Genomic DNA, 12,700 nt, shown 5'->3' with positions numbered 1-12,700 from the left:
GTCAGATTATATTTTTTCGGCTCTACCCCATATTGCATCATAGGTAAGGGGGAGCTTGAAGTTGTTTGTCTCATTGGCAAAAGCCTTTCTGTACGCCTCCTCCATCTCTCGCATCTTTCCCGGGGTAAGGTTCTCCTCCTGCCGGATACCGTTTACTCCTGTCTGCTTGAGGTGTTTCAAGAGCAGAAGAAAAGAGTCGAAGTAGAGCGTGGTCTGCTCCCGACGGATGGAGATATGCCTGAACCTTGCCTGCTCCATGGCTTCCTGCAAAACAGAAACGGTATCGTAAGAGAGTGTAGCCGGGGGAAAGATGGTTTTAAGCTCGTGCATCTGTTCCGGTCCGAAGGTCGAAAAGAGCAGCACACCGCCTCTCTTGAGCGCATCGTACGCTTTGGAGAAGAAGCCCAACGGCTTGTGCCACCACTGGATACACGATGACGATGCCACCATTGCAAGATCGCTGCGCCAGTTTAGAAGCTCCGCATCACCGGGGATAAACTCGCTGTACACCTCCAGACTCTCTTCCACTTCCGGACAGAGATCGTTGAGCAGAAGCGGATGCAGAGGATAACGCTCCGCCAATACCCGGCTCAAAAATCCCGTACCGCATCCCACTTCGAAGATAGCCCCGTCCGGAAGAGAGGCAGGAAGCAGTTCGGCAATGTGCCGGACAATCTGCTGCTGCACGGAAGCCTCTTTATCGTAGGTGTGCAGAGCATTGGTAAACCGCCTCTGCACAAGTTGTTTGTCTATGTTGCTGCTGCTATTCATCGGTCTGTATCCGCCAAGGGATAAATAAGTTCGCTCCAACTCCGGAAAGAGAGGAAAGGATAGTGCCCCACGCCCTCGATAATCTTGGCATCCACACCTACATGGCTCCAATATCTGACCTGATTGGGGGTGGGAACGATAAGATCTTTCTCGGCAATCCAAGCCTGATGGAACGGAGAGGGAGCTTTATCGGGAGCGTATCGAGAAGCTATGCCGGCAAGACGAGAGGATTGATGCTCGAAAACAGAGGTAAGCTCCTCTCTGAGATCTTCCGTAGAGCGAGAAGCAAAGCTGTTGTAAAGAGCCGTGAGAGAACGCCCTCCGCACATCCGTCTATTGAATCGCTCTCTGTTCATTTCGTCCAAGTTGGTCAGTGTGGCGCGGAATATCTCATCCGGGATGCCCCATTCGTCGTGCATCGGATAAGGCGTACCGCAAACGGCTATCAGCCTTGCTCTGTCGGGCAGATGCTCTCGCAGGACGGAGATAGCCCATACCCCCATGCTCCAACCCACTACGGCTATCTCTTCGTACCGCTCCAACGGAGGCAGCTCTTCGGGTGAGACCTCCCGATAGTCGTAAAATGCAAAATAATCCGTCCCGTCCGGCAGGGAAAGATGCCCGACCGATTCGGGCGTAGAACCCCATCCCCCGAAGTAGAGAAGGGCTTTGGCGGAGTGAGGAGTCGCGATCTGCTTTATCTTCATCTCTGTGATCTCTTGTTTCTATTCCTTTTATAAATTTCTTTGAACCCGTTCGGAAAAAGTGCCGAACGGCTCTGTTTTCTTCTCTGAACGGATTAAAAACTTGAAGTCGAACTTTGAAGAGTGGAAATCAAGCTTTGGTTGGCTCTTTTCAAAGCTTGATTTCCACCAACCGGTGCTTGGTTTACAACTCTGTTCGGCTTCATCGAAACTCTTTAAGGTGATTAAAATATTTTGTGATAGTGTCAAAAACATTTTCTCTAAAGCGATATATATCAGGCGGTCTGCATTACCCTTACAATAGTTTGCGCCAAAAGTTCCACTTCTTGCTCGGTAAGAGCTGCCGAGAGAGAGAGTCGGACACGCTCCCCACCGGGAGGAACAGTCGGTTTACGTATGGGTAAAGCAAAGAAACCAGAGGCTTTCAACTCCTCTGCCATCCGTACTGCACACTCCTCGCTTCCGGCATGAACCGGCACGATATAAGAGGAGAGAGGCAGACCGGTACGCTCTTTCAGCAGAGCAACAAGGCGGTGAAGATGCGCCCTCTGCGCATCCATACCGGAGAGATGACGCACCACATGAAGCGACCATGCCGTGCAGACGGGAGGAAGAGCCGTGGAGAAAATAAGCGGTCGGCAGGTAGAGACCAACAGCTCGCGCACCTCCGCACCGGAAAGTGCAAACGCTCCGACACTGCAGAGAGCCTTTCCCATGGTTCCGATGAGAATATCCACCTGCTCCAACAGTCCTAAATCCTCGACACAGCCAAGCCCTTTCTTACCTGTCGCACCCACGGCATGGGCTTCGTCCACATAGATACGGAGCTGAGGATAGTGCTGTTTGAGAGCCACAATATCGGTCAAGGGCGCAAAGTCTCCATCCATACTGTAAAGGCTCTCAACCACGACCCATATGGTCTCATACTCGGATGCAAAGCGTTGCAGAAGGGCTTCGAGGTCGGGCAGACTGTTGTGCTTGAAACGGCGGAACTCCCGTCCGGAGAGCCTTATACCGTCTATGATGCTGGCGTGTACCAGTTTGTCCGCAAGGATGAGCGTCTTATCATCGGAGAGTGCGGGCAGAATGCCGAGATTGGCATGGTATCCGCTGTCGAACAGCAGAGCGGATTTTCTGCCATAGAGCCGGGACAACTCCGCCTCTAAAGCCTCATGTTCGGGAGAGTTGCCCGTGAGCAGACGAGAAGATGAAGAGGAGAAAGGCAGCTCCAATGCCCGATTTCCGAACTTATCTCTAAGGTCTGTATCGGTGGAGATACCGAGATAGTCGTTCCCGGCAAGATTGATATACCTCTTACCATCTGCCCATACGTATTTCCCCTCCACTTTAAGTTGAGGAATTTTACGGTAAGTGCCTGCTGCTTTCAAGGCATCTATTCTATCGCTGTACTGCATTTTGCTTTACTATTTTAGAGAGTCCGGAGGTCAATTTGAACAGCTCCTCGTCCGTAACCGCCATGAATGGCGGCATGAGATAAACGAGCCTGCCGAACGGACGTACCCAGATCTTCTCTTCGATAAACTGCGGGATGAGCCGCTTCATATCTACCGGCTGTTTCATCTCTACCACTCCGATGGCACCGAGACAGCGTACCTCTTTCACGGTGAAGAGGTCGGCAAGGGAGGATAGCTCGCTTCGGAGTGTCAGCTCTATCTCTTTAACCCTCTTCCTCCATGGCTTGGAGAGAAGCAGCCGGGTAGATGCAAGAGCAACCGAACAGGCAAGAGGATTTGCCATAAAGGTGGGCCCGTGCATGAAACAACCCGCCTCTCCGGAACAGATAATATCCGCAATCTCTTTGGTGGTTGCCGTTGCGGAAAGCGTCATACACCCTCCCGTCAAGGCTTTGCCGATACAGATAATATCGGGCAACACATCTGCATGATAAGCGGCAAGCATCTCGCCCGTCCGCCCGAAGCCTGTGGCGATTTCGTCGAATATCAGCAGTACGCCGAAATGAGAGCAGAGTCTTCTTGCCTGTCTCAGGTATTCGGGATGGTAGAAGTACATCCCTCCTGCGCCCTGCACTATCGGCTCAAGGATAAGAGCGGCGATCTCTTCGCCTTTCTCTTCCAAGAGATTTTTCAGAGGGCGCATCGCTTCTTCGCTCCATGCTCCTCCGAAAGGGATAGAAGGTTGTGGAAGGAAATATTGAGGTGTAAGTGCTCCGGCAAAGAGCCCGTGCATGCCGGTGATCGGATCGCATACGGACATTGCGTGCCAGGTATCGCCATGATAAGCGGAAGAGAGTGCGGCAAATCGTGTACGCTGTCGCTCCCCTTTGGCATGCTGATACTGCAATGCCATCTTCATGGCAACCTCCACGGCTACGGAGCCTGAGTCGGCATAGAAAATGGTATCTACCCCTTTGGGCAATACCGACTCGCACAGGAGTTTGCCCAACTCCACAGCCGGCTCATGCGTCAATCCGCCAAACATGATATGGCTCAACGTCTCTGCCTGACCCTGAAGAGCCTGCACCAGTACCGGGTGAGAGTAGCCATGTATAGCCGCCCACCAGGAGCTCATACCGTCTGTAAGCTCTGTTCCATCCGCAAGCGTAATGGTAGCTCCTTTGGCTGAAACCACCGGATAAACCTCCAAAGGGTCTATGGTTGAGGTGTAAGGATGCCAAAGATGATCCCTGTCCCAGCGGAGTCTTTCCTGCCATAAATGGTTCATCGTTCCCATGTTGTCTCTGCTTTAGTATCGTACTTCATCTCCCGGAAGAGCAGCATATCTTCGTCCGTAACAGATGCAGTGGTTGTGAGTAAATCGCCTGTGATGGCGGAGTTAATACCGATATAGAGTGCTTTTTTCTGTGTCTCTCTATCCATCTGTGCACGTCCGCCGGAGAAGCGAAGGTAGGCTGTGGGATTGACCAAACGGAAAATCACCACCGCCAAAAGGAGTTCGTCGGCAGAGAGCAGTGCGGTATCTCCAAGCGGTGTTCCCGGTATCGGCTGGAGCATATTGATGGGTATGCTTTCCACTCCAAGCGTTTGAAGATAGAGCGCAAACTCTATGCGCTGTCGTCTGCTCTCGCCCATGCCGATGATTCCTCCGGAACAGACTTTCATCCCGACCTTTCGGGCTGCGGCAATGGTCTCCTCTTTCTGCTGCTGTGTATGCGTGGAACAGAGTGTGATAAAGTGGGACGGCGCACTCTCCATATTGCAATGATAAGTGGTAACACCGGCTTCATGAAGCACCTTTAGGGTATCTTCCGTAGCCAATCCGAGCGATGCGCAAAGATGCAAAGAGGGTTCGGCTTTTCGGATCTCCCTGTATATGGCGGCATACCGAAGTGTATCCACCATGCTCGGACGCCTGCCACTTGCTACGAGTGAATACCTTTTGATCCCCTTGCTTCTATTATGTACCGCCTGCTCCAAACACTCTTGGGAAGAGAGTATGGGGTATGTCTTGCATCCGGTATTGTAGTGCGCACTCTGGGCGCACCACTTGCAATCTTCGGGACATTTACCGCTCTTTACATTGATGATGCTGCAAGTGTCGAATCCGTCCCCATGCAGCGTCCGGGTTATGGTATGACACGCTTCATAAAGCTCCTCTATGGGATACTTTTCTATCGCTTTTTCTACTTCTTCCATACTCCGAAGACGCCTGCCGCCAATAATATCTTGTGCCAACTCGGAAGCGGTCTCCGGTAAGTCTCTATACTCTCGCTTTGTCATTGTGAAACATAGGATAAGAAAATACCCACCTTTCGACAAAAGCCGAAAAGTGGGTATGGATATGATGAGACGGTAGCAGTGCTACAATCCGATTCGTTTATGGAAGATGCTGTGCAGAGTATCTCCATGCTCTTTTCCTGTTCCTCTTCTTCGCAGAAAGGCTCTTTGATGGCGGGAAGGAACTCTTGAACAGCTACAGAAATGGTGTTCTGTGATTTTTGCAACAGCCTTTCGGCAACAGACAAATGGAGAGTTCCTATGGTTACAACCCTGCCGACACTCATAAAAACGGCGTAAGCCTTACGGCTCCACCTACGGAACCGTAAGGCTTTACTGCCTCTGTTATGTGTCAGGATAAGCATCTATCCGGATGATCAATTATTTCTTTTGAGAAGTTACTCGGTTCAACCAACCTACCATAGAGAACATAATCACCATGGAGATCAGACATACTACAACGAATACCGACCATGTGAGCCATAGAGGAACGTTCTTGTAGAGGATTGCACCAATGAACAGGAGTTGGTTTCCAAGTCCTGTCGCAAGAAGCCACATACCTTGCATCAAACCTTGAAGCTTTGGAGGAGCCACTTGAGATACGAACGACAAACCAAGCGGAGAGATAAACAACTCTGCAACAGTAAGAACAAAGTATGTACCGATAAGCAACCAAGGAGTAACCTTAACCAAGTTTTGTTGTTCGGTGCTCATCTCTTTCATCTCTGACAACAATGGAAGATCGAAAGATCCCATGGTCATAAGTATGAAACCGATAGCGGCAAGTCCCATACCGATGGCAATCTTCATCGGGGTGCTTACGTTGTAACCACTGTTTGCCAACAAGCCAAAGAACGCCAAGACCATAGGTGCAAGAGTAACCACAAAGAATGGATTCGCACTCTGGAACATTTCAGGCTCTAAGGCAAAGCCGAACAGATCGAGCTTCGTAAAGTCACGAGCAAAGAATGTAAGCGTCAAACCGTTTTGGTGGAATGAGAACCAGAAGAAGATAACAACGAGCATAACAGCACCAAGAGCCATTATACGCTGACGTACTTCTGCAGGATCCATCTCTTGAACAAGCTCTGCAGGTTTTCCGTCATGCTTAACCGCAGCAGTTCCCGGATCCGGAAATTTTTTCTTGTTAAGCATAAAGATGGCAAATGAAATAAGCATCGCCACGATGGCAACACCGAAAGAGTAGTGGAATCCGGTATTGAAAACGTGCAAGTATTCCGCTGCAAAAGAACCAAGATCGGTAGGTGCACCGTTCAAAGACACCTCTCCCGCCAATGTTGTAAAGTTGGCAGCAGCAGTGTCCGAAAGCGTTTCACCGTTGAGATACTTGTGGCAAAGCTCAGGAAGCTGACCGTTATAAGTGAATCCGTGAATCTTCAACCACCAGGAGCGAACGGCAGGAGCCACCCAAGGAGCAAAGATAGAACCGATGTTGATAAACATGTAGAAGATGGTGTAACCCGCATCACGTGTTTTGCTATCCACGCCGGACTTGTCGTACATCTGTCCTACAAGAGCCTGCAAGTTACCTTTGAAGAAACCGTTACCAAGGGCTATCACGAAAAGAGCCACGCAGGTAAAGACGAGCATAATGGTCTTCGAGTCCTGTGTGATTGTGGTAGGAATAGAGAGCATACCGTATCCGACAGTCATCATGACAAGTCCCATGATGATCGTTCTCTTGTAGTTACGAGTACGGTCTGCTACAAGTCCTCCGATTATAGCCAATGCGTAGATTCCGAAATAGAAGAAAGAGTAGATAAGTCCTGCCTCATCTTCAGCCAAGCCAAACTTTGCACTCAAGAAGAGTACAAGGATAGCCATCATCGTGTAGAAACCAAAGCGCTCTCCCATGTTCGCCAGAGCTGCCGCTATAAGCCCATTAGGGTGCTTCGTCTTTTGCTTTACGTTCTGTCCCATTGAAATTTAGTGATTGGATTATAAGTTTATAAATATTGATTTTTTCATTTATGAAAGAGAAAGAAAGAGGGCATCACTGCTCGTAGATCCTTTCCAGTGCTCCCGTTGCAGGGAAGAAAGTGAGGCGGATAACGGCAGGAGCGTGCTTTTTGTTATTGAAAAGAGCCGGAGCCAAAGCCTCTTTCGTTCCGAGCTGAGCGATATATACCTTCTCTTGCAACAGTATCTTACCATCTCTCCTAAGGGTAATCTCCACACGTCCGGGACGATTATAGACAATCCCTTTGAGTGATTTTTCTGCCTTTTCTGCCTCTTTCGGAGTGAGTGCCGGGGCTTGATCTTCTATCTTAACACCCATATAGATCGGTTCGCCGGAAAGATCTTCCTTATCCAGTACACCCTCCATTTCGGAAAATCTGAAAGCCACACTGTTGGATATAGAGTCGGCAGAGAGGTTATCTATGGTGATCCGTTCGAGCGTCGAAGTAGTATAGCCGGTAAACAGCTCGGATAACGCTCTCTCTTGAGCATTGATATTGTCCAATGCCAACTTCAATGCCTGCCCATCGGGAAAAGACTGTTCCGCTTCGCCACTAACGATAGAAGTGCGCGCTTCTCTCAGTGTGTGTATCTCACGAGCGACAATCTCTGCTCGCTTTTGAGGGGATGTGGCTTGCAGATATTCCGGAGAGAACGATGGCTCGGAGCGACGAACATTTGCCTCTTCCGCCTTGCGAATCTCTTCTGCAAACGGTTGTATCTCATTGGGAGTGTACTCCGTGTTGATGGCACAAAGCAATCCGTCCTCCGTCAGCATCACAAAAGGAGCCACACTGCCCTCTTTGAACTGAACATGATACACCTTGTCTCTATCGGGGATGCCGTAGGTTTCAAGTCTGATACCCTTTAGTTCGTACAGAGTACGCGCTACCGAAATAGCCTCTAATCCTAAATGTTGTCTGGAGAAACGTGCGTAGATTCCGGGAGTAGAGACTTTCTTCTCCACCAGCAGATGCAGGCGAATCTTAGTCTCAGGCAGTGAATAGACGACTCCCGGCGACTTTTTTCCGCCTGTGTCTGTATGTTTTTCCACTTTTGTCTGTGCTTCCACGCCCCAAAAAGATAGCGCAAGCATTAAGAAAAGAGTGTAAAAGATCTTATGCATATGCAAATGGCATTTTTAGACGGTTTATGTGCAAAGCTAACAAAAATTCTTGTTTTCCGTAGTGTTTGCTATATAAAGTGAAAATCCGTGACAGCAAAAAGAATAAAGGGAAGCATAAAAAGGGGGCATTTTTCGGGAGCTTTTATATAAAAACGGAGTTCCAAAATTTTGCGTCGGAAGCACTCAAAATTTCTCTTGCTCACACTCTCCTTTCAGACGAAAACCCATAACTTACTACAAACAAGATACTTACAAACCATTGCGAATTCGCAAAAAATTTTTTCTCAGTCCGTTTGATGGGGCTTTTTCGCGTTAATAGGTGTAAATTTTAACATCCATTCCTGTAAACGTTTCCTAATAAAGAAATTTGCCTTTTCAGGGGCATTTTAGGGCAAAAATACGTAGACGATTGATTGTTAGTGTTTTAATCGTTTTAGCTAAACACTTTAATCGAATCCGGTAAACGTATTAAATGAAATCACTAAACGTGTTCGTTGAAAAATTAAACACGTTAAGCCGAAAGAATATGCTCGTTTAGCGTTTTGGCTTAACAGACATCGAAATTTGTGTTAATAAAACGAGCTGATTTAACAAATCCGGTACACCTCTGAAAACGACCCCTCCGATCAAAATAGATAAGGGCAAAAATAAGCCGGAGACATCGGTATGGAATATATAAAAATCACCATTCGGAGAGGAGATTTTCGGGTTCGTTTTTTCCTTTTTCCCCCGAAACACAAAAAATAGTACACAACAAACCGTGAAACAGAGTACAAAAACAGAAATAATGATACCGATACATGGTGGAGACCAAATATTTAGCTACATTTGTACGATAATTCAGCGGATAAAAGATTAAATAAACAAATCAAGTATGATTCAACCTATTTCAAAAACCATCACGCTGGCTGATGGTAGAGAGATTGTCATTGAAACCGGCAAACTCGCCAAGCAAGCAGATGGTTCGGTAACGGTGCGCATGGGCAACACCGTATTGTTGGCCACCGTGACAGCTGCAAAAGACGCCAATCCGGGCGTTGATTTTATGCCCCTTTCAGTAGATTACAAAGAGAAGTTTTCTGCTTTCGGTCGTTTTCCAGGAGGATTTACCAAACGTGAAGGTAAGGCTTCAGACTACGAAATCTTAACTTCCAGACTCATCGACCGTGCCCTTCGGCCTCTATTCCCGGACGATTACCACGCAGAAGTCTTCGTTAATGTTATACTCTTCTCAGCCGATGGCGTAGATATGCCGGACGCACTTGCAGGATTGGCTGCATCTGCTGCTCTTGCCGTTTCAGACATACCATTCAACGGCCCGATCTCCGAAGTGAGAGTAGCACGAATAGATGGAAAGTTTGTCATCAACCCGACCTTTGAACAGCTCGAAAGCGCAGACATCGACATGGTAGTGGCTGCAACGCTAGACAATATCATGATGGTCGAAGGCGAAATGAACGAAGTATCCGAAGCAGAAATGCTGGATGCCATAAAGGTTGCACACGAAGCGATCAAAGCGCAATGCCAGGCACAGATAGAGCTTATGCAGGCTTGCGGCACAACCGAAAAGCGTACATACTGCCACGAAGAGCATGATGAGGAGTTGCGCTCAAAGGTACGAACAGATCTTTACGACAAAGTTTATGCCGTGGCTGTAAGCGGATCGTCCAAGCACGAACGCGCAGCAGCATTTGAAGCGATAGTGGAAGAGTTCAAGGCTCAATACACAGAAGAAGAGCTCGAAACAAAGGCTCCCCTCATCGCTCGTTACTATCACGATGTAGAGAAAGAGGCTATGCGCCGTGCAATACTTGACGAAGGCAAACGTCTCGATGGTAGAGACACGCGCACCATTCGCCCTATATGGTCGGAGGTAGACTGCCTTCCCGGACCTCATGGCAGCTCTATCTTCACACGTGGAGAGACCCAATCGCTTACAACGGTAACGCTCGGAACAAAGAGTGATGAGAAACTGGTGGACGATGTACTCTTCCACGGCAAGGAAAGATTCTTGCTACACTACAACTTCCCTCCGTTCTCCACAGGAGAGGCTCGCCCTCAACGCGGAGTGGGACGTAGAGAGATCGGACACGGAAACCTTGCTCACCGTGCACTCAAACGCATGATACCAAAAGAGTATCCTTATGTCGTGCGTGTGATGAGCGATATTCTTGAAAGTAACGGATCCAGCTCCATGGCTACCGTATGTGCCGGAACGCTTGCTCTTATGGATGCAGGGGTAAACATTACCCGCCCTGTCAGTGGTATTGCCATGGGACTTATCTCCGAGAACAAGGGTCAAAACTATGCGATACTCTCGGATATCCTTGGCGATGAAGACCACTTGGGAGACATGGACTTCAAGGTAACCGGTACGGAGAAAGGTATCACTGCAACACAGATGGACATCAAGGTGGACGGTCTATCCTATGAGATCCTCGAAAATGCGCTGGCACAGGCACGTGAGGGACGTATGCACATTTTGGGTAAGATCATGGAGACGATCACCGAACCGAGAGAAGATCTCAAGCCACACGCTCCACGCATCGTCAATCTACGCATACCGAAAGAGCTTATCGGTGCTGTGATAGGCCCCGGAGGCAAGATCATCCAAGGCATACAAGAGAAATCCGGAGCCAATGTCAATATTGAAGAGGTGGATGGAATGGGTCTCATCGAAGTGAGCGGTACAAACAAAGAGAGCATCGACAAGGCTTTGGCGATGATCAACTCTATTGCTGCCGTTCCGGAAGTGGATAAAGTCTACACCGGAAAGATAAGCTCGCTGATGCCTTACGGTGCATTCGTAGAGTTCTTGCCGGGTAAAGACGGACTTCTTCACATCTCCGAAATAGACTGGAAACGCTTTGAAACAATCGAAGAAACCGGTTTGCAACAAGGAGCGGAAATAGAAGTGAAGTTGATCGAAATAGATCCAAAGACCGGAAAGTTCAAGCTTTCGAGAAAGGCATTGTTGGAGAAACCCGAAGGTTATAAAGCACCTGAAGGCAACAACAGACCTCCTCGTCAAGAGAGACCGGAACGACAAGAGCGATTCGTACACAGACCTCGCAGAAACAATAACGAGTAACATTCGGAACATCCGATACATAAGAGAAAAGGCACGCACCTGTCCGGTACGTGCCTTTTTCATATTCTTGCCGTCACTTTACCCCTGTCAGGCTTTCTCTTTCAGCAGATAACGAGAGGAGAAGAGCAGGGAGAGCTGCAACCTCAACCATATCAGCGAAGGGAAGAGAGCCTTTATGGCATAAGGAAGGAGTATCTCATTTTTAAGCGTTTTCGGCATCAGATCGCTGGTGGTAAAGCTGAAAATCATCGCTCCCGTAAGCAGTACGGCATCCCATATATGGTACGGGCTGTTTCGGTCTCTGTCTATCCACCACAGCGCAATGCCGATATAGGCTATGATATAAGTGTTGGACTCCGTTCCGGAGCTGAACAGCACAATAAACAGCAGCAGTGATGCCAAGACCGAGCGCCTGAACAGCGCACTCTCATAAGCCTTGAAGCGAAGAAGCGGAAGGAGGAAAAGCAACATCCCCGGCACTATCACCAGCAGGTCGCTATACTGTTCGGCTCCCGACAGCTTGCGAATCATTCCCACCAGACCCATGTTCTGCATCAGAGCAAACATATTCTGCGTATTCTTTCCACCCAAAGCCGCCAACCAGTTTCGGTACTGCTCCACGGCATAATCCCATCCGCCAAGCATCGGAAGCAGTCCGAGTAGAAGCGTCCAAAAGAAGAAGGAGAGCAGGAAGCTCTTTTTCTTCTTGGAGAAGAGCCAGAAGCATAGCCCCGCAATGCCATATATCTTGGTCAGAAAGCCCAAAGCGATGAAAAACGTAGCAGCCCAAGGCTTCTCCTTGACGGTGAAAACATAGGAGAAAATCAGCAGTGCGGCAATGAGGACATTGTACTGCTCCATCAGAAGACCCAGCAACAGCTCATTGGCTGTAACCCAAAAGATCACCGCCCTGCCGGACATGGAGAGACCGGGAATGCTCTTGATGGCATAGAAAAGCATGGCTGTACTCACGATGAGCCACAGCACGACACCCGCAACAGGCGGTAACATGGAGAAAGGAGCTATAACCAGCGTGAAGAGCGGACCATACAAGAAGCGGTCGTGATACTCTGCCGGATAGTAGGCATACAGGTCTTGATGTTGCAGGAAGTGATCCCAACTCCTCTCGAAAATCCGATAGTTGTTAAACTTCCCCCTTGCCATTTTCTTAAAGCAGGCAAACAGCAAGACGGCTCCCCACACCACCAAAGGAGTACGAGAGCTTCTGCCCAATGCTCCCAACACAGATACTACACTTTTTTTCTCCATCTACTCGGTTTTTCGGATAGTGCCGACAAACAGCCACACAAAG

The 12,700-nt window shown here is 48.8% G+C and carries 10 protein-coding genes; 1 reads left to right on the top strand and 9 read right to left on the bottom strand.

Going from position 1 to position 12,700, the window contains the following annotated elements:
• Positions 1-6: 6 nt before the first annotated feature.
• From HQ39_RS08150 to HQ39_RS08110, 8 genes are all read right to left on the bottom strand, one after another.
• Positions 7-771: a methyltransferase domain-containing protein gene (locus HQ39_RS08150; RefSeq protein WP_036865331.1), complete on the bottom strand. Its 765-nt coding sequence runs from the start codon at positions 769-771 to the stop codon at positions 7-9.
• Positions 768-1,478 (bottom strand): DUF452 family protein, encoded by a 711-nt coding sequence (locus tag HQ39_RS08145; RefSeq protein ID WP_036865329.1) that lies wholly within the window; start codon positions 1,476-1,478, stop codon positions 768-770. The genes HQ39_RS08150 and HQ39_RS08145 overlap by 4 nt, the downstream gene beginning before the upstream one ends.
• Before the next feature lie 272 nt (positions 1,479-1,750).
• Positions 1,751-2,890 (bottom strand): aminotransferase class I/II-fold pyridoxal phosphate-dependent enzyme, encoded by a 1,140-nt coding sequence (locus HQ39_RS08135; RefSeq protein WP_036865327.1) that lies wholly within the window; start codon positions 2,888-2,890, stop codon positions 1,751-1,753.
• Positions 2,874-4,178: an adenosylmethionine--8-amino-7-oxononanoate transaminase gene (gene bioA, locus HQ39_RS08130; protein WP_036865326.1), complete on the bottom strand. Its 1,305-nt coding sequence runs from the start codon at positions 4,176-4,178 to the stop codon at positions 2,874-2,876. The genes HQ39_RS08135 and bioA overlap by 17 nt, the downstream gene beginning before the upstream one ends.
• A complete protein-coding gene (bioB, locus tag HQ39_RS08125) occupies positions 4,175-5,194 on the bottom strand; it encodes a biotin synthase BioB (RefSeq protein ID WP_081965421.1) in 1,020 nt (339 codons plus the stop codon). The genes bioA and bioB overlap by 4 nt, the downstream gene beginning before the upstream one ends.
• A complete protein-coding gene (locus HQ39_RS08120; RefSeq protein WP_036865324.1) occupies positions 5,191-5,556 on the bottom strand; it encodes a hypothetical protein in 366 nt (121 codons plus the stop codon). Before HQ39_RS08120 ends, bioB begins: the two co-directional genes overlap by 4 nt.
• A 16-nt stretch (positions 5,557-5,572) precedes the next feature.
• Positions 5,573-7,132: a peptide MFS transporter gene (locus tag HQ39_RS08115; RefSeq protein ID WP_036865322.1), complete on the bottom strand. Its 1,560-nt coding sequence runs from the start codon at positions 7,130-7,132 to the stop codon at positions 5,573-5,575.
• 73 nt (positions 7,133-7,205) lie between these two features.
• Positions 7,206-8,297, bottom strand: coding sequence for a DUF4831 family protein (locus HQ39_RS08110; protein ID WP_036865319.1), 1,092 nt, complete (start codon positions 8,295-8,297; stop codon positions 7,206-7,208).
• Positions 8,298-9,171: 874 nt separating this feature from the next.
• On the opposite strand from HQ39_RS08110, the gene pnp reads away from it, so the two are divergent.
• On the top strand, positions 9,172-11,388 hold the full coding sequence (pnp, locus tag HQ39_RS08105) for a polyribonucleotide nucleotidyltransferase (RefSeq protein WP_036865317.1): 2,217 nt from the start codon (positions 9,172-9,174) through the stop codon (positions 11,386-11,388).
• Positions 11,389-11,475: 87 nt separating this feature from the next.
• On the opposite strand, the gene HQ39_RS08100 is transcribed toward pnp, so the two are convergent.
• Positions 11,476-12,657 carry a glycosyltransferase family 87 protein gene (locus HQ39_RS08100; RefSeq protein ID WP_052079553.1) on the bottom strand — a complete coding sequence of 394 codons (1,182 nt, stop codon included), beginning with the start codon at positions 12,655-12,657 and terminating at the stop codon, positions 11,476-11,478.
• Positions 12,658-12,700: the final 43 nt, after the last annotated feature.

Source organism: Porphyromonas sp. COT-108 OH2963 (assembly GCF_000768895.1).
In the GTDB taxonomy this organism is placed as follows: Bacteria; Bacteroidota; Bacteroidia; order Bacteroidales; family Porphyromonadaceae; genus Porphyromonas_A; species Porphyromonas_A canoris.
The sequence above is the reverse complement of the archived record's forward strand: the minus strand, read 5'-3'. Positions and strand labels throughout refer to the sequence as shown.

Bases quoted from the DNA above. Each gene is read 5' to 3' on its own strand.
- HQ39_RS08100 (WP_052079553.1), bottom strand. From the start codon at position 12,657: ATGGAGAAAAAAAGTGTAGTATCTGTGTTGGGAGCATTGGGCAGAAGC.
- HQ39_RS08145 (WP_036865329.1), bottom strand. From the start codon at position 1,478: ATGAAGATAAAGCAGATCGCGACTCCTCACTCCGCCAAAGCCCTTCTC.
- bioA (WP_036865326.1), bottom strand. From the start codon at position 4,178: ATGAACCATTTATGGCAGGAAAGACTCCGCTGGGACAGGGATCATCTT.
- HQ39_RS08150 (WP_036865331.1), bottom strand. From the start codon at position 771: ATGAATAGCAGCAGCAACATAGACAAACAACTTGTGCAGAGGCGGTTT.
- HQ39_RS08135 (WP_036865327.1), bottom strand. From the start codon at position 2,890: ATGCAGTACAGCGATAGAATAGATGCCTTGAAAGCAGCAGGCACTTAC.
- pnp (WP_036865317.1), top strand. From the start codon at position 9,172: ATGATTCAACCTATTTCAAAAACCATCACGCTGGCTGATGGTAGAGAG.
- bioB (WP_081965421.1), bottom strand. From the start codon at position 5,194: ATGACAAAGCGAGAGTATAGAGACTTACCGGAGACCGCTTCCGAGTTG.
- HQ39_RS08115 (WP_036865322.1), bottom strand. From the start codon at position 7,132: ATGGGACAGAACGTAAAGCAAAAGACGAAGCACCCTAATGGGCTTATA.
- HQ39_RS08120 (WP_036865324.1), bottom strand. From the start codon at position 5,556: ATGCTTATCCTGACACATAACAGAGGCAGTAAAGCCTTACGGTTCCGT.
- HQ39_RS08110 (WP_036865319.1), bottom strand. From the start codon at position 8,297: ATGCATAAGATCTTTTACACTCTTTTCTTAATGCTTGCGCTATCTTTT.